This window comes from Mesobacillus sp. LC4 (assembly GCF_053543455.1).
The window spans coordinates 1-14,533 of the sequence record NZ_JBGCUB010000004.1; the positions used below are offsets into that span (position 1 = coordinate 1).

The following is a 14,533-nucleotide window of genomic DNA, read 5'->3' on the forward strand; positions in this document are numbered from 1 at the left end:
CGTGACAGCTTTGAGCCAATCAGGAGTTAAGTTGTCAAGAAAACACCGGTATCGTGCCTGCTTTGGTCCATTCTCTGGAAAAGCTGTCAAGAAAACGGCAGAATCGTGACAGCTTGGCATCAATCACCAGAAAAGCTGTAAAAAAAAGACTGTTATTCCTTGAATCTGGGTAAATTCAAGATATATAGATAATGAAATATGCCTAAAAGTGAAAGGAGAACGAGGCTTATGATCATTAAAGTGCTGGGTCCGGGCTGTGAAAAGTGCAAAAACCTTGAAGAGAGTATTAATGCTGCTGTGATGGAAGCTGGTGTCGCGGCGGTAGTGGAAATGGTGGTAGACAGTATGGAGATCGAAAAGTATAAGGTGAAAAGTACTCCGGCGTTGGTTATTGATGAGAAAGTTGTTTCAGCGGGAAAGCAGTTGTCCGCACAGGAAGTGAAGGGGTTATTTTAAATCAGGACAGGCCTTATCATGCGGCCTGTTCTGATTTTTTCTCAAGGAAAGCCTTCGTTGCCCATAATGAAATCAATAAAATTAATTCGAAGCCGTTCGTGGCGGCATCACTCTCCAAGGGAATCGGCACGGCGCTTCCTATTCCCATCAAAATGACTCCGACAGCCATCCATTTCCACTGCAGCTTTTTCCAGAGGATAAATCCTGCAAGCAATAAGGCAAGGGTAACGCCAATGATCATGATTGGAGGCCCGTGTGAACCGGCTGCTTCATAGCTTAGTACACCGTAATTCCTGGCGGGTTCAAGCTTAAGTCCGATGGTATTTTGCATAAGCTCTGCAATTATCATGGCAATAGTAAAAATACCTGCTGCAAGAAGTCCTGTGCGTTCCTTCAGCCAGTGAATACCTGTCTTCCTGATCGCCGCCCAGGAAAATAAGATCAACAATGGCGTAAAGAATGCATGAAACCAGTAGCGCATCACATTTAAGCCTTTTAAAATCGGGCCTTCCCCAATTATACTCCCCAGCGAAAGGACAAGGTTGTCATATATTAAGCCGAATGTCACAAGCAAAAGGACATTCAGCCAGGTGAAGAATCCATACTTGATGGATAATGTTAGTCCCCATAGGAATAAAAACATGTAGGCGAGGGAATATAATCCGTAGATATAAGGATCCATGAGTCACTTACCTCCAGTCAGGTTTGTTACCATTCTTCCCTTTTATAGGAAACAGAAACATGTGTCGATGTTATTAACTTTTTCATTGTTTTTAACAAATAAATCGTATTCTTAAAAATTACTAATAGTCTTATAAGGCATCTTCATATATCATGAGAAATGTAAGCATATACACCGATATTTTTGACGAAGAACAGGAGAAATTCATGACGACATTAAATGAGATTGCATGGGTAACCGACAGTACATCTGGACTTACTGAAGAATTCATTAAAAATAACCATATATACGTTGTGCCTTTGAGTATTATTTTTGGTGAGGAATCCTATTTGGAAGGGGTAGATATCACTGCAGAGGATTTCTATCCAAAGCTGGCAGCATCAAAGGTCCTTCCGAAAACATCCCAGCCTGCGATCGGGGAGTTTGTAGAGCTTTACCAGAAGCTGAAGGAGCAGTACAAGCATGCGATTGCCATTCATGCTTCCAGCGCTCTCACGGGAACTTTCCAATCGTCCGTAGCAGCTTCAAGCATGGTTGATTTCAGGGTCGATGTCATCGATTCGAAAATAGGTTCATACCCTTTGGGACGCATGGTGGAAAAGGGAGTTGAACTGCAGAAGGAAGGCAAGTCATATTCTGAAATCGTTTCCTATTTAAGTATGCTGCCTGACAAGGCCAATTTATATATGGCTCCGGGAAGTTTAGAGCAGCTGCATAAGGGCGGCCGTTTATCTACCACACAGGTAATCATCGGAAGCTTGATCAAATTGAAGCTGATTGTCAGATTCGATGATGGCAAGGTAGTCCTTTTTGATAAAATCAGGACTGAAAAAAAGGTCAAAGAACGCCTGTATCAAATTTTTGAAGAGGCTTCAGGCAATGTGAAGGAAGCTAGTGTCATTCATGGAAACGTAAAGGAATTGGCTGAACAATGGCGGGAAGAACTTCAACAGCGTTTTCCGGAAATATCTTTTACAACGACTACATTCAGTCCAGTTGCGGGTACACATACAGGGCAGGGAACAATCGGACTTGCCTGGATCAATGAATAGTAAACAAACAAGGAATCAGCCTATGTGAAGGCTGATTTCTTTTTATTGCCCATGTTCCTGTGTACACTTGAGATAACAAACTTACAGGGGGTATACAGATGTTGAAGATTGGCGTCATTGGCTTAGGGGATATTGCACAAAAAGCCTATTTGCCTGTTTTTGCAGAGAAGGGAGATATTGAGTTCCATCTTTTCACGCGTGATCAGGACAAGCTGAAAAATCTTGCTGCAAAGTACAGGTTTTCCCATATTCATTCAAGTCTGGATGTGCTCATTGAAAGTGGTGTCAAGGGAGCTTTTGTACATAGTGCAACAGAATCTCATCATCAAATTGTCAAACAACTGCTCCTGGCTGGTGTCCATGTGTATGTCGACAAGCCCATTGCCTATGATTATGAAAAAGCCAGGGAATTGACAGAGCTGGCTGAGGAAAAAGGCTTGATCTTAATGACCGGTTTTAACCGCAGGTATGCTCCCGCTTATAAGAAGCTGACTGAGCTGAAAGAACCGAATATGGTGATCATGCAGAAAAACAGGCGGGCACTGCCGGGTGAAATACGGAATTTTATTTATGATGATTTCATCCATGTTGTCGATACACTTAGATTCTTATTTCCGTACCCAATCAAACGGGTCAATGTGACTGGCAAGAAAAATGGTATGTTTTTGCATCATGTGGTCATTCAGCTGCAGGCGGAAGCAGGAGTAGCAATTGGAATCATGAACCGTGACAGCGGTGTTGTAGAGGAAAAAGTGGAGATATTCCAATCAACTGAAAAACGAACAGCTTTAAATGTTTCTGATCTTTTCGTGCAGGAAAACAGGACTGAAACAAGGGTAGGGGGAAGTGACTGGGAACCAACTCTTCATAAGCGCGGCTTTGAACAAATTGTTTTTGATTTCCTGCAGGCTGTCGGCAGTAAAACTTCACCGCTTTTAACCGCAAGGGATTCTTTGAAAACACATGAAATCTGTGAACAAATCGTACTGGAATTAGAACAGTTATAAAAACAAGCCCCGCCTCTTATAATTGAGACGGGGCTTGTTTTATACATACATAAAATAACCAACAAACAAGAAACCGAGAATATACATTATGGGATGAACTTCTTTAAACTTCCCCATACCAAGCATCATCAAAGGGTAAAGAATGAAGCCAAGGGCGATTCCTGTGGCGACGCTAAAAGTGAGCGGCATCATGATGATTGTGACGAATGATGGGATAATCACAGCAAGATTGTTCCAGTTGATTTTACTGATTTCAGTTGCCATCAACGCACCAACAATAATGAGAGCCGGAGCGGTAACTTCTGGTGTAATCACGGACAGGATCGGAGAGAAAAGCATCGCAATCCCGAAACAAGCCGCAATGATTACAGATGTAAAACCTGTTCGCCCGCCGACAGCAATCCCTGCTGATGATTCAACGAATGACGCTGTTGTGGATGTCCCGAGTACAGCACCGGCAACAGCAGACCCTGCGTCCGCGAGAAGTGCGCGGCCTGCATTTGGAATTTTATTATCCTTCATCAGACCAGCCTGGCTGGCAACCGCAATGAGTGCTCCGGCAGTATCAAAGAACGCGACAAACAAGAATGTGAAAATAACGGCAAGAACATCAGGAGAGAAAATATCTCCAAGATGATGAAAGACGACACCAAAGGTAGGTGAAATGTCGGGAACAGATCCGACGATTGCTGTTGGCTTTTCAATCAAGCCAGTGAATATTCCTATGATTGTGGCAATTACCATTCCATAGAAGATGCCGCCGCTGATTCCGCGAACCATCATGATCACGCTGATGATGAAGCCGAAAAGTGCAAGCAGGACGGGACCTGATGTCAGGTTACCGATTGAGACGAATGTTGCTTCGCTTCCAATGATGATTCCTGCATTTTTCAAACCGATGAATGCGACGAAGAAGCCGATGCCCCCAGCGATTGCATGCTTAAGATCCTGGGGAATCACATTGATGATTTTTTCGCGGATCTTTAAAAGACTGAGGATGACGAACAGGACACCCGCGATGAATACACCAGTAAGGGCGACTTGCCACTCTACTCCCATGCCGATACAGACGGTGAAAGTGAAAAATGAATTCAAACCCATGCTTGGAGCAATTCCAATTGGGAAGTTTGCCAGCAGGCCAATCAGCAGCGAGCCAATAATCGCAGACAAAGCAGTAGCGGTAAAAACAGCTCCCTTATCCATGCCAGCCTGGCTGAGAATTAAAGGGTTGACGACAAGGATGTACGCCATCGACAAGAAAGTCGTGATACCGGCAAGTGTTTCCTGTTTATAATTTGTATTTCGTTCAGCGAACTGGAAAAAGTTTTTCATATGTGCTGTCCTCCTGGTTGTTTGATAATATGCTGAAAACAAAAAAACTCCGGCAGTTCATGCTGCCGGAGTTACCACAAAGGACAAATAGTTGCCAAAAAGAATAGCAAATATCAAAGTCCCTTGTAGTCACGCCTTTTACGGTAGCATGGTAGAAACGTCCGAGCCATATTCTCGAACATATACAAGGAAAAATTATAGATTTAAATAATACTAGAGATAGTATCACGCAACTCATGGCAAGGTCAATTGCAATTCATAAAGTTTATCTATTTGTTGTTTTCTGATTATTAGGTTAGTGGAAGTTATTTTGAGCCAACTTAAGACAGGTTTGAGAGGATAACAAGAAAAGCTGTCAAAAGAAGCAGCAAATTAAGACAGGTTTGAAGGAGAAACAAGAGAAGTAGTCAAAAGAAGAGGCAACTTAAGACAGGTTTGAGAGGATAACAAGAAAAGCAGTCAAAAGAAGAGGCAACTTAAGACAGGTTTGAAATGAAAACGAGAAAAGCAGTCAAAAGAAGAGGCAACTTAAGACAGGTTTGAGAGGAAAACGAGAAAAGCAGTCAAAAGAAGCAGCAACTTAAGACAGGTTTGAAGGAGAAACAAGAGAAGCTGTCAAAAGAAGAGCCAACTTAAGACAGGTTTGAGGGGGAAACAAGAAAAGCTGTCAAAAGAAGCAGCAACTTAAGACAGATTTAACGAGAAAACAAGAAAAGCTGTCAAAAGAAAAGCCAACATAAGACAAGTTGAAGGAGAAACAAGAGAAGCAGTCAAAAGAAGAGGATGGCTGTGTGCGATATCCAATTCGAGAATTTGAGGGATACACTTACAGGAACGATGTATTTAACGATATAATAGGAGAAATTCCCTATATGAAACTGTTGAAAATGGAGTTGAAAAAATTGGCTGTTATCCAAAATGAGAAGCGTTCAGAAAGATTCGAAGTGGCTTTTAACCGAATCCACGCATGGCTGCAACGGATTTCAAGAAATGCGACAACAGATAAATATTCAGAGCTGCTGAGGATCAATTATTCTAGGCATTCAATCATCCGCAAATATTATCATGATTTGAAAATGTATGGGCGCCTGCGTAATTCACTTGTTCATGACAAAATTGCTCTTGATTATTACATAGCTGAACCACATGAAAAAGTAGTGGAGAAGATCGAAAGGATTGCCAGCCAGGTATCAGATCCTAAGAATGCACTGGATATCGCAACAAGACCGGTGTTTTATTTTAAAGAAGATACAAGTTTAGTTGATGTCTTGAAAATTATCCAGAAGAGGGCTTATTCACAGTTTCCTGTCTATGATGAAAATGGGTTCAAGTGGCTGTTGACTTCAAATTGTATTGCCCAGTGGCTGGCAGGCAATTTGCTGGAGGAGAGCAGGATGATAGAGGATGTAAAAATCCGCGACTTGGAATATCTTCATTCAAAGAGATTTGTAGAGTTTGCCGCAAAAAATTCGGATATTTTCTCAATAGAGGATGTCTTTGAAAAATACCACCTTGAAAACAAGAAGCTGGAAGCAGTATTAATCACTGAAAATGGTAAAGCGTCCGAGCGCCCAATCGGGATCATCACACCATGGGATTTGGTAGAAATCGACGTTTTGGAATAAAAATAAAGCAAGGAGAAAAATCCCTATGTGGGTATAGGGAATCCCTTTGTTAAGGAGTTTTTGACAAATTTTTGACGAGAATATGTGAATAAAAAATGAACTAAATGGCAAAACCCCCCTGTTTGGATCTTAACTTACTATAATGATAGTGTAATCCAAATGGAGGTGCCAATAATGAACGTAACAACGATTATTGAATTGGAAAATCGTGAAGTTGAGAAGATGGCTGGCGCAAAATTAGTATTTATACAGGAACAGATTGATGCAAATATCGTGGAAACATGCGTTGATTGTTTTAAATATGAAGGTTCTGAAGATTGCCTGGACACAGATGATGCGATGCAAAAGGTGTTTAATGCATTAAAAGCGGATGGGTTGATTCCTGAAGCAGTACAAGATTTTTCATATGAGATGCCTTCTTGTGAGAGATTGAGAAAAGATGTGTATGAAGAGCAGGACATGCCGCAAAAAGTGGTTCTGAGCTTTGCTATATAATTCTTAAAAAAAGGAGTTCTTTCTAGGAGCTCCTTTTTTAAGTTGATTTCAAACACTTTAATTAAAAACGTGACTTTTATCAAAGAGAAGATAGGAAGAAATTTATATAATGAATTTGGTATAAAATGAAAACGCTTTCAACGGAGAGGGGGTAACCGATGAAACAAGGAGCAGACATCACCATCATTACCGGCCATTTTGGCAGCGGTAAAACCGAGATATCAATCAATCTAGCTTTGGAGGCAAGGAAAACAAAGGCCATGACGGCCGTTGCAGATTTGGACATCGTGAATCCATATTATCGCGCGAGGGACGCCAGGGAAATTTTAAATCAAAACGGAATAGAACTGATCGCACCAGCTGAAAGACTTGCAGCTGCAGATTTACCGATTGTTCCTGGAGATATGGGCAGGGTGATTTACGATCCAGAATATAAGCTGATCGTCGATGCTGGCGGACATAAGGATGGAGCTACGGCATTAGGGCAATTTTACAACGATTGGAAAGATATGAAGCTTGAAGTGTTGTTTATCTTGAACGCCAACCGACCATATGTCAGTACTCTGGAGGGTGCGGTGGAGACATTGCAAAAAATTGAAGCAGCTTCGAGGCTGAAAATCACAGGAATCATCAATAACTCTAATGTTGGATCGGAGACGACCATTCAAGACGTTGAAAAGGGGCTGGCGTTATGCAAGGAGTTGTCAGATCAACTGGGGATTCCATTATTGACAACGATGGTGCCAGAGCACCTATCAGCTGAAAGTGCCGGAATTGAGGCGGAATCCCCGGTGAAGGTGATGACAAGGTATTTAAAATTGCCATGGGAAATGTAAAGGAGGTAAAAGCGGTGGAGCAGAGAGTTGTATTTAACGAGGAAACTTGCAAATCATGTAAGCTGTGCGTGAATGCTTGTCCGACAAATGTCATTTATCTTGCTGATTACTTGAATGAGAAAGGCTACCGGCCGGCGGTTGTGACAGACCAGGAAAATTGCATCAGCTGCGGCAAGTGCGCGCAAATGTGTCCAGATTCAGTGATCACTGTCTATAGGCCAGAAAAGGTAAGGAAATCTGTATAGCAAAGGGGACTTGACAATGGGGAAAGTACTTATGAAGGGGAACGAGGTTATCGCGGAAGCCGCTGTCCATGCGGGCTGCAAGTATTTTTTCGGCTATCCGATCACACCGCAGAGTGAACTTGTTGCCTATATGGCCAGAAGGCTGCCAGAGGTTGGCGGGTTATTTTTACAGGCGGAAAGTGAAGTAGCAGCGATCAATATGGTATATGGAGCGGCCGGAACCGGTGTACGCGTGATGACGTCATCATCGAGCCCGGGTTTCAGCTTGAAGCAGGAAGGGATTTCATACCTGGTTGGTGCAGAACTGCCGGCACTGATTGTGAATGTTGTCCGTGGAGGTCCTGGACTTGGCAATATCCAGCCTGCGCAATCGGACTATTTCCAGGTGACAAAAGGAGGTGGCCATGGTGATTACCATACACCTGTCCTTGCTCCATCAACGCTTCAGGAAATCATTGACCTGACAGAAGCGGCATTTGATATTGCCGACCGTTACCGGACGCCCGTCATCCTGCTTGGGGACGGCATGCTCGGACAGATGATGGAGCCGGTTGAATTCAAAGAATGGAAGGAAAGAGAGCCGGAACAGAAAGAATGGACAACAACCGGTACCCGCGGCGATGGAAAACCTAGAATAATCTCCTCCCTTGAATTGAATGCCGATGCGCTTGAAAAGCGGAATGAACTTTTACAGAAAAAGTTTGCCTTGATCAAACAAAATGAAGCAAGATACGAAACGTTTGAAATCGATGATGCCGATTATATCGTAACTGCTTACGGAACAGCTGCAAGGATTGCCATGAATGCGATCAATAAAGCGAGAAAAGATGGATTGAAAATCGGGATGATCCGGCCGATTACGCTGTGGCCATTTCCTGAGCAGCCGTTCATTGAAACACGTGACAGGGTAAAAGGTTATCTTTCAGTCGAGATGAGTGCTGGCCAGATGGTTGAGGATGTCAGGCTTGCCGTTGAGGGCCGGACCCCCGTTTCATTCTTTGGGCGCACTGGCGGGGTTGTTCCTACTCAGGAAGAAATATATGACCAAATTGTCAAGCTGGCTGGGGGTGTCGAGGTATGACAATGAAAACTGTGTTTGAGAAAACAACTGGATTGACTGCTAACCAGACGCACTACTGCCCGGGCTGTACGCACGGAATCATCCATAGGATGGTTGGTGAAGTGCTCGAAGAAATGGGGATTTTGGAGGATACAGTTGGAGTTGCTTCTGTCGGGTGCTCTGTCCTGTCCTATGAATATTTCAATTGTGATATGACCCAGGCAGCCCATGGCAGAGCTCCTGCAGTAGCAACAGGCATCAAACGCGTTTTGCCTGACCGTTTTGTTTTTACCTACCAGGGTGCTGGCGATCTTGCATCGATTGGGATAGCTGAGGCTGTCCATGCCGCTGCAAGAGGTGAAAATATTACCGTCATCTTTGTGAATAATGCGATCTATGGCATGACTGGGGGCCAAATGGCTCCAACTACATTGGTTGGCCAGAAAACAGCAACAACCCCATTCGGCCGGGATGGGAGCATCCAGGGATTGCCGATCCGCGTGAGCGAAATGCTGTCAACCCTGGACGGAACAGCCTATATTGAACGAGTTTCAACACATGACGTGCCAAATATCATCAAAGCGAAGAAAGCGATCCGCAAGGCATTTGAAACACAGAAACATGGACTTGGTTTCTCTATGGTCGAGGTCCTTTCCAGCTGTCCGACGAACTGGGGCCTTGATCCAAATGAATCGCTGGATTGGATTAAGGATAATATGGTGCCTGCCTATCCTCTAGGAGTGTATAAGGATTCACAGAAGGGGGATGGTCGCTGATGGAGGAAATTTTGATTGCCGGCTTTGGCGGGCAGGGTGTCATGTCGATGGGCCAGTTGATTGCCTATGCCGGGATGAAGGAAGGAAAGTTTGTATCATGGCTGCCTTCATACGGACCTGAGCAGCGAGGAGGTACGGCCAACTGTGCAGTCGTGGTCAGCGAGGAACAGGTCGGTTCACCGCTTGTTTCAAGACCGAGTACAGCGATCGTGCTGAATAACCCTTCATATGAAAAATTTGAACCGATGGTCAGGGCTGGCGGGTTATTAATAGTAAACTCTTCCCTGATTTCAAAAGGATCGGAAAGAAATGATATAAGAGTGTTAAATATCGATGCAACCGACAAAGCGAACGAGCTTGGCAATTCGAAAGTCGCGAATATGATCCTGCTGGGAGCGTTCCTGGAGGAAACAGGCATACTATCTGATGACTCCATTTTGGAAGCATTGAAGAAAGTGCTTTCACCGGAAAAGCACTTTCTTTTGGAAATCAATCGGCAGGCACTTGAACTCGGCCGGTCCATGGCCAACATAGCTACAGCGTAGGACAGATTACTAGCGGAAGTAAACAAATACATCTGGTAAATCTAAATAAATAACTTAACGATCAAAGAAGCAGTCCAAGTGAACCGGACTGCTTCATTGTGTCATAAGCGGAGATTTTCCGGTTAGACTGCAAAATAGAGCTGAGTTGGGGGGATATAAGCGGAGACTTTCCGGTTAAACAAAGAAAAATCACCTAAATTTACGTTTTTTGAGTGATTAGTCGGAATCTATCCGTCTATTTAAGCTGTTTTCAATACTTTTTCGTAAATAAGAGAAAGTTCTCCGCTTATTTTTCAGCACAACTTCATTCACTGGGCTGGTTCAATTTTTGTATGCTTATTCAATTGCTAAAGTTCGTGTTAATACCAGTTTGTATAACTCAAAATCAACTGGTCATTCATAATACGATATCCTTATCCCAAGAGCTCTAAAATCAGCGGAACGGCTGCCTGGAGTGAAGGAGCCTGCTGATCCGCCGCTGTTTCTTCGTTCCCGATGAACACTGTTTTACAGCCCGCTTTTTTGCCTGCTTCGATATCGCGCTCATGATCCCCGACCATGACACTTCCTGTCAATTCGATATTGTGCCTGTTTGCCAGATCAAGAAGCATTCCGGCATTTGGTTTACGGCATTCGCAGCCGGCCTTAGGTTTATGCGGGCAGTAGGCAACCTCTTTGATATGGCCGCCATGCTCTTTGATCATCTTAACCATATGGTCATGGATTTCCTGGAGGCGTTTTTCCTTCAGGAATCCTAGGCCGACGCCTCCCTGGTTTGTAACGACAAAAATATCATATCCAGCTTTGCTCAATTCCGCGACTGCTTCTGCTGCTCCTTCAAGCAGATAAAGATCTTCGGGTCGATTAACGAATTTCACCCGGTGGGACAGTACTTCATTCAGGACCCCGTCCCGGTCCAGGAATATGGCTTTTTTCATTTTGATTCCCCTTTATTCACGATGATTTTATCAGCATTCTGGTGGCGGGAAACATAGCGGTTGCCAGTGATCCAGAAACGCCATGGATAGTCTTTTGCTTCACCGGAATTATCGATGCCGATCCTTTTGCCTGCTGAAATGCTGTCTGGCACCAATCCTTGGGTGAGGAAAAGTGGTTTCTCTGTTAAGGGATGCCCATAATCTGACATCTTTATGCCCATCGCTTTGGACAGCTTACCGGGACCATTTGTCAGGTTGGGGGATTCAGGCATGCCCCGTCGCCTAACCATTAAATCAAGGCCTTCCAGTGGTTCAATTGCCCGAATCAGCACAGCTTCCGGATTGCCTTCTTCTCCACTGACGACATTGAAGAGAGTATGGGTGTGCATGACATAAGTGTAAGCAAGACCAGCCTGATGGAACATGACCTCCGTTCTCTTTGTCCGGCGATTATTATAACTATGTGCCGCCTGATCCATCGGCCCAATATAGGCTTCCGTTTCGACGATGATTCCGGCAGCTGTCCCTTCTTCTGTTTCTTTCACCAATATGCATCCCAGCAGGGAATAAGCCAATTCAAGAGTGGGCTGTTCGAAAAATCTATTGTTCACCGCGCTTGAAAGATTGTATTGTTCGTCCATAAGATCTCCTCATCATTCGTTTTTACCTTTATACCCTGCCAAAGGATGACGCATCCATGAAATTTCGTCCTGGTGACCTGATGATAAAAATAGCGGGAAAGTCCAAGATAGTTTATAGTAACGTTAAAGCTAATATTGATTTAGTGTTAATAAAGGGAGTATCAGATATGTGGAAAAAATGGGTATCGATTGCAGTGATTGCTGTAATCATTTTTTTCCTTGTTCCTTATAGCCTTCCGCTCATTTTTGCTATGTTAACAGCAGTCATGCTCGAAGGAATGGTTCAATGGATCATCAAACGATTTTCATTTAAGCGTCTTCAAGCTGTGATTGGTGTTTTTATCAGCTATGTGGTCTTCCTCGGTGTAATCGGGTATAATCTGGTCTCGATGATCGCTCATCAAGCAGTTTCCCTATCAGAGCGAACTCCTACATTCGTCAGGGATATTTACAAGACGGCAATCCTGCCTATGATGGGCAAGTGGGAATTTTATTCTAAAAACTTCCCGATGGAAGTTAGTGACCAGATCGAGACGACGATTGAATCGAATATTAATACGCTTGATTCTTTCTTACAGCAATTCATTGCCGGCACAATCAATTTATTGACGGCCATACCAGGATTCATGATTGAATTTCTGGTTTATCTTATAGCGTTATTCTTGTTCAGTCTTGAACTTCCTAATCTGAAAATGAAGCTGGAGTCTCATTTAAAGGAGCAAACCCGGCAAAAGGTTTTCCTTGTTGGAAGCCAGTTAAACAAGGCAGGCATAGGTTTTTTAAAAGCTCAGGTAATCCTGAGCGCAGTCACCTTTATGATGGCTTTGGCAGGACTCAGCATTCTTGGTGTTAACTATACAGGACTGCTGTCATTATTGATTGTCATTGTGGATATCCTGCCAATTCTCGGAACCGGGTCAGTATTGGTACCATGGGCTGTCATTGCGATTTTGCAGGATAATCATTTTTTGGGAATAGGATTGATCATTCTATTCCTCGTTATCACTGTTGTCCGCAGGGTGATCGAGCCAAAGATTTATTCAACAAACCTTGGGATATCGCCGCTTGCTTCTCTGGTCAGCATGTATATTGGACTCAAACTGTTTGGACTTGCTGGTATTTTTATCGGTCCAATCATCGTAATTATCTATGACACTTTAAGAAAAGCGAATGTGATTCGCCTTAACTTCAAGATTTAATATTTAGGATGCTTTTTTGGATAGCAGAACATGATTAAGCATAAATTATGTTTGTTACCAAGAAGGAGGAACTCAGGAATGAATGTAGGCCGGGCAAAAGAAATCGTTGAGTCAGCAGAAATGATCAATGTAACGTATGATGGGACGCCGATCATTATCCAGCATGTTGACGAGAAGAGCAAAATGGCAAGGATTTATTCAAAATCAGAACCGGAAGTAGAAAGAGACGTTCCAGTCTTGAATTTAATAGAGGAATAGAAAAACGGGAGAATTTTACATCTCCCGTTTTTCTGTATCATAAAGCGGCAATGTGATCTTAAATTTGGTGCCTTCGTTCAGTTTGCTTTTTACGTCCATCGTACCGCCCATTTCTTGAATGATGTTATTGACGACCATCATCCCAAGGCCTGTGCCTTTTTCGGCTTTCGTTGAAAAGTAAGGTTCGCCGATTTTGGCTAATTGCTGTGGAGACATTCCGCATCCCGTATCCTCGATAGTTATCGATACATGGCTATTTGCCATCTCACGGCAGCTGATTACAAGGTCGCCGCCGTTTGGCATGGCTTCAATACCGTTCTTAATGATATTAAGTATACATTGATGGAACTTGGCAGCTTCACCAGAAATCTTCATTCCCGCCATTAAATCCTTTTTTACATTTACCGAAAAATGGTTGGCGTAAGGAATAATCAATTCAAGTGCTTTCTCAATTTCTTCTTTTACAAAGATGGATGATGCCATTTTCGATTGTGGCTTTGCGAAATTCAGATAATCCTTGATGATTGTTTCTGCACGGTCGAGTTCATCAATTGCTGTATTCAAGTAATACAGTCTTTTTTTCTCATCAATGGTTGGATCCTTCAGCATTTGCAAAAAACCTCGTGTGACGGTTAGCGGATTACGGACCTCATGACTGACGCTCGCAGCCAGCTGGGAAACGACTTCAATCTTATCGGACTTGATTACGGCATTATGTAGGAGGTGGTTCTGCATCATGATCTCAATAAAATAAGTCACAATAAGAATTCCGCCGGTAAGGGTAAGGGCGTATAATAGCATGAATTGAAAATTGGACAGTTCATCAAAAACCGTCGCCTTCATCAGGAAAATGAGGATTGTATAGGATAGCGCGACCGTCATAACAGTAAGTAATTTCTTTGTCAGCGGGAAAGACTTGTACTTACTGGACAGATAAACGGTTAACACGCTGATCGTCAGCATGTTAAAAAAGTTGATCCATACCCCGTTGCCGCCAAAAGGAATCCTTGCTGCTACAACAATGATGAAAAGTATCGTGCTGACAACTGGACCGCCGTACAACCCTCCGAGGACCACAGGAATCAAACGTAGGTCAAAGATGAAATCAGGACTGCCAACCACCGTAAAAGACATGCAAAACAGGATTTGAATTCCGCCCAGGGTGATAACGAAGAGTTTGGAGTACTTCTTAAATAAACTTGGAATTTTCTTAACGATGATGTATTGGAACACAAATGCAGAAAACAGGATGAAGATCAGATTCAATACGAGAACTGTAAATTGGTCCATAGTCTTAATCTCCAGTCGACAAGGAGCACCCTGCTCCATCAAAGAGTAATTTCATGAAAAAAGACAAATTATTCAAATATATTACTTTTACTTTAA

At 43.2% G+C, this 14,533-nt stretch carries 17 protein-coding genes and 1 riboswitch; of the genes, 12 read left to right on the forward strand and 5 right to left on the reverse strand.

What is annotated here, in order from left to right; translation table 11 throughout:
- Positions 1-228: 228 nt before the first annotated feature.
- Positions 229-456 (forward strand): thioredoxin family protein, encoded by a 228-nt coding sequence (locus AB5I83_RS13350; RefSeq protein WP_448975990.1) that lies wholly within the window; start codon positions 229-231, stop codon positions 454-456.
- 16 nt (positions 457-472) lie between these two features.
- On the opposite strand, the gene AB5I83_RS13355 is transcribed toward AB5I83_RS13350, so the two are convergent.
- A complete protein-coding gene (locus tag AB5I83_RS13355; protein ID WP_448975991.1) occupies positions 473-1,138 on the reverse strand; it encodes a hypothetical protein in 666 nt (221 codons plus the stop codon).
- Between the two features lie 206 nt (positions 1,139-1,344).
- Between AB5I83_RS13355 and AB5I83_RS13360 the strand changes: the two genes are divergently transcribed.
- Entirely contained in the window at positions 1,345-2,190 is an 846-nt protein-coding gene (locus tag AB5I83_RS13360) for a DegV family protein (RefSeq protein ID WP_448975992.1), read from the forward strand.
- A gap of 98 nt (positions 2,191-2,288) precedes the next feature.
- Positions 2,289-3,197 carry a Gfo/Idh/MocA family protein gene (locus AB5I83_RS13365; RefSeq protein WP_448975993.1) on the forward strand — a complete coding sequence of 303 codons (909 nt, stop codon included), beginning with the start codon at positions 2,289-2,291 and terminating at the stop codon, positions 3,195-3,197.
- A 39-nt stretch (positions 3,198-3,236) separates the two neighbouring features.
- Here AB5I83_RS13365 and AB5I83_RS13370 read toward each other — a convergent pair whose 3' ends face one another.
- Positions 3,237-4,529 carry an NCS2 family permease gene (locus tag AB5I83_RS13370; protein ID WP_167832004.1) on the reverse strand — a complete coding sequence of 431 codons (1,293 nt, stop codon included), beginning with the start codon at positions 4,527-4,529 and terminating at the stop codon, positions 3,237-3,239.
- Between the two features lie 106 nt (positions 4,530-4,635).
- A riboswitch (purine riboswitch) is annotated at positions 4,636-4,737 on the reverse strand.
- A 664-nt stretch (positions 4,738-5,401) separates the two neighbouring features.
- Here AB5I83_RS13370 and AB5I83_RS13375 point away from each other — a divergent pair.
- The 7 genes from AB5I83_RS13375 (at position 5,402) to AB5I83_RS13405 (ending at position 10,111) form a co-directional block, all read left to right on the forward strand.
- On the forward strand, positions 5,402-6,154 hold the full coding sequence (locus AB5I83_RS13375; protein ID WP_448975994.1) for a CBS domain-containing protein: 753 nt from the start codon (positions 5,402-5,404) through the stop codon (positions 6,152-6,154).
- Positions 6,155-6,328: 174 nt separating this feature from the next.
- Positions 6,329-6,649: a hypothetical protein gene (locus AB5I83_RS13380; protein WP_226087069.1), complete on the forward strand. Its 321-nt coding sequence runs from the start codon at positions 6,329-6,331 to the stop codon at positions 6,647-6,649.
- 158 nt (positions 6,650-6,807) lie between these two features.
- Positions 6,808-7,485 (forward strand): nucleotide-binding protein, encoded by a 678-nt coding sequence (locus tag AB5I83_RS13385; protein ID WP_448975995.1) that lies wholly within the window; start codon positions 6,808-6,810, stop codon positions 7,483-7,485.
- A gap of 14 nt (positions 7,486-7,499) precedes the next feature.
- Positions 7,500-7,730, forward strand: coding sequence for a 4Fe-4S binding protein (locus AB5I83_RS13390; RefSeq protein ID WP_031307999.1), 231 nt, complete (start codon positions 7,500-7,502; stop codon positions 7,728-7,730).
- 16 nt (positions 7,731-7,746) lie between these two features.
- Positions 7,747-8,811, forward strand: a complete 1,065-nt coding sequence (locus tag AB5I83_RS13395; protein WP_448975996.1) for a 3-methyl-2-oxobutanoate dehydrogenase subunit VorB — start codon at positions 7,747-7,749, stop codon at positions 8,809-8,811.
- A complete protein-coding gene (locus tag AB5I83_RS13400; protein WP_448975997.1) occupies positions 8,808-9,566 on the forward strand; it encodes a thiamine pyrophosphate-dependent enzyme in 759 nt (252 codons plus the stop codon). The genes AB5I83_RS13395 and AB5I83_RS13400 overlap by 4 nt, the downstream gene beginning before the upstream one ends.
- The gene (locus tag AB5I83_RS13405) at positions 9,566-10,111 is read left to right on the forward strand and encodes a 2-oxoacid:acceptor oxidoreductase family protein (protein WP_448975998.1); all 546 of its coding nucleotides are present in this window, start codon (positions 9,566-9,568) and stop codon (positions 10,109-10,111) included. Before AB5I83_RS13400 ends, AB5I83_RS13405 begins: the two co-directional genes overlap by 1 nt.
- Positions 10,112-10,524: 413 nt before the next feature.
- Here the strand turns inward: AB5I83_RS13405 and AB5I83_RS13410 are convergent, their stop codons facing one another.
- Together AB5I83_RS13410 and AB5I83_RS13415 are read right to left on the reverse strand one after the other, a co-directional pair.
- On the reverse strand, positions 10,525-11,049 hold the full coding sequence (locus AB5I83_RS13410; RefSeq protein ID WP_448975999.1) for a D-glycero-alpha-D-manno-heptose-1,7-bisphosphate 7-phosphatase: 525 nt from the start codon (positions 11,047-11,049) through the stop codon (positions 10,525-10,527).
- Positions 11,046-11,690 carry a DNA-3-methyladenine glycosylase gene (locus AB5I83_RS13415; protein WP_448976000.1) on the reverse strand — a complete coding sequence of 215 codons (645 nt, stop codon included), beginning with the start codon at positions 11,688-11,690 and terminating at the stop codon, positions 11,046-11,048. Before AB5I83_RS13415 ends, AB5I83_RS13410 begins: the two co-directional genes overlap by 4 nt.
- Positions 11,691-11,857: 167 nt before the next feature.
- Between AB5I83_RS13415 and ytvI the strand changes: the two genes are divergently transcribed.
- Both ytvI and AB5I83_RS13425 read left to right on the forward strand, forming a co-directional pair.
- Positions 11,858-12,889 carry a sporulation integral membrane protein YtvI gene (ytvI, locus tag AB5I83_RS13420; protein ID WP_448976001.1) on the forward strand — a complete coding sequence of 344 codons (1,032 nt, stop codon included), beginning with the start codon at positions 11,858-11,860 and terminating at the stop codon, positions 12,887-12,889.
- Between the two features lie 78 nt (positions 12,890-12,967).
- A complete protein-coding gene (locus AB5I83_RS13425; RefSeq protein ID WP_167832013.1) occupies positions 12,968-13,147 on the forward strand; it encodes an H-type small acid-soluble spore protein in 180 nt (59 codons plus the stop codon).
- Positions 13,148-13,162: 15 nt separating this feature from the next.
- Here AB5I83_RS13425 and AB5I83_RS13430 read toward each other — a convergent pair whose 3' ends face one another.
- Positions 13,163-14,437 (reverse strand): ATP-binding protein, encoded by a 1,275-nt coding sequence (locus tag AB5I83_RS13430; RefSeq protein WP_448976002.1) that lies wholly within the window; start codon positions 14,435-14,437, stop codon positions 13,163-13,165.
- Between the last annotated feature and the right edge of the window lie 96 nt (positions 14,438-14,533).

Bases quoted from the DNA above. Each gene is read 5' to 3' on its own strand.
- AB5I83_RS13360 (WP_448975992.1), top strand. From the start codon at position 1,345: ATGACGACATTAAATGAGATTGCATGGGTAACCGACAGTACATCTGGA.
- AB5I83_RS13385 (WP_448975995.1), top strand. From the start codon at position 6,808: ATGAAACAAGGAGCAGACATCACCATCATTACCGGCCATTTTGGCAGC.
- AB5I83_RS13395 (WP_448975996.1), top strand. From the start codon at position 7,747: ATGGGGAAAGTACTTATGAAGGGGAACGAGGTTATCGCGGAAGCCGCT.
- AB5I83_RS13365 (WP_448975993.1), top strand. From the start codon at position 2,289: ATGTTGAAGATTGGCGTCATTGGCTTAGGGGATATTGCACAAAAAGCC.
- AB5I83_RS13400 (WP_448975997.1), top strand. From the start codon at position 8,808: ATGACAATGAAAACTGTGTTTGAGAAAACAACTGGATTGACTGCTAAC.
- AB5I83_RS13375 (WP_448975994.1), top strand. From the start codon at position 5,402: ATGAAACTGTTGAAAATGGAGTTGAAAAAATTGGCTGTTATCCAAAAT.
- AB5I83_RS13410 (WP_448975999.1), bottom strand. From the start codon at position 11,049: ATGAAAAAAGCCATATTCCTGGACCGGGACGGGGTCCTGAATGAAGTA.
- AB5I83_RS13350 (WP_448975990.1), top strand. From the start codon at position 229: ATGATCATTAAAGTGCTGGGTCCGGGCTGTGAAAAGTGCAAAAACCTT.
- AB5I83_RS13405 (WP_448975998.1), top strand. From the start codon at position 9,566: ATGGAGGAAATTTTGATTGCCGGCTTTGGCGGGCAGGGTGTCATGTCG.
- ytvI (WP_448976001.1), top strand. From the start codon at position 11,858: ATGTGGAAAAAATGGGTATCGATTGCAGTGATTGCTGTAATCATTTTT.
- AB5I83_RS13415 (WP_448976000.1), bottom strand. From the start codon at position 11,690: ATGGACGAACAATACAATCTTTCAAGCGCGGTGAACAATAGATTTTTC.
- AB5I83_RS13355 (WP_448975991.1), bottom strand. From the start codon at position 1,138: ATGGATCCTTATATCTACGGATTATATTCCCTCGCCTACATGTTTTTA.
- AB5I83_RS13430 (WP_448976002.1), bottom strand. From the start codon at position 14,437: ATGGACCAATTTACAGTTCTCGTATTGAATCTGATCTTCATCCTGTTT.
- AB5I83_RS13425 (WP_167832013.1), top strand. From the start codon at position 12,968: ATGAATGTAGGCCGGGCAAAAGAAATCGTTGAGTCAGCAGAAATGATC.
- AB5I83_RS13380 (WP_226087069.1), top strand. From the start codon at position 6,329: ATGAACGTAACAACGATTATTGAATTGGAAAATCGTGAAGTTGAGAAG.
- AB5I83_RS13370 (WP_167832004.1), bottom strand. From the start codon at position 4,529: ATGAAAAACTTTTTCCAGTTCGCTGAACGAAATACAAATTATAAACAG.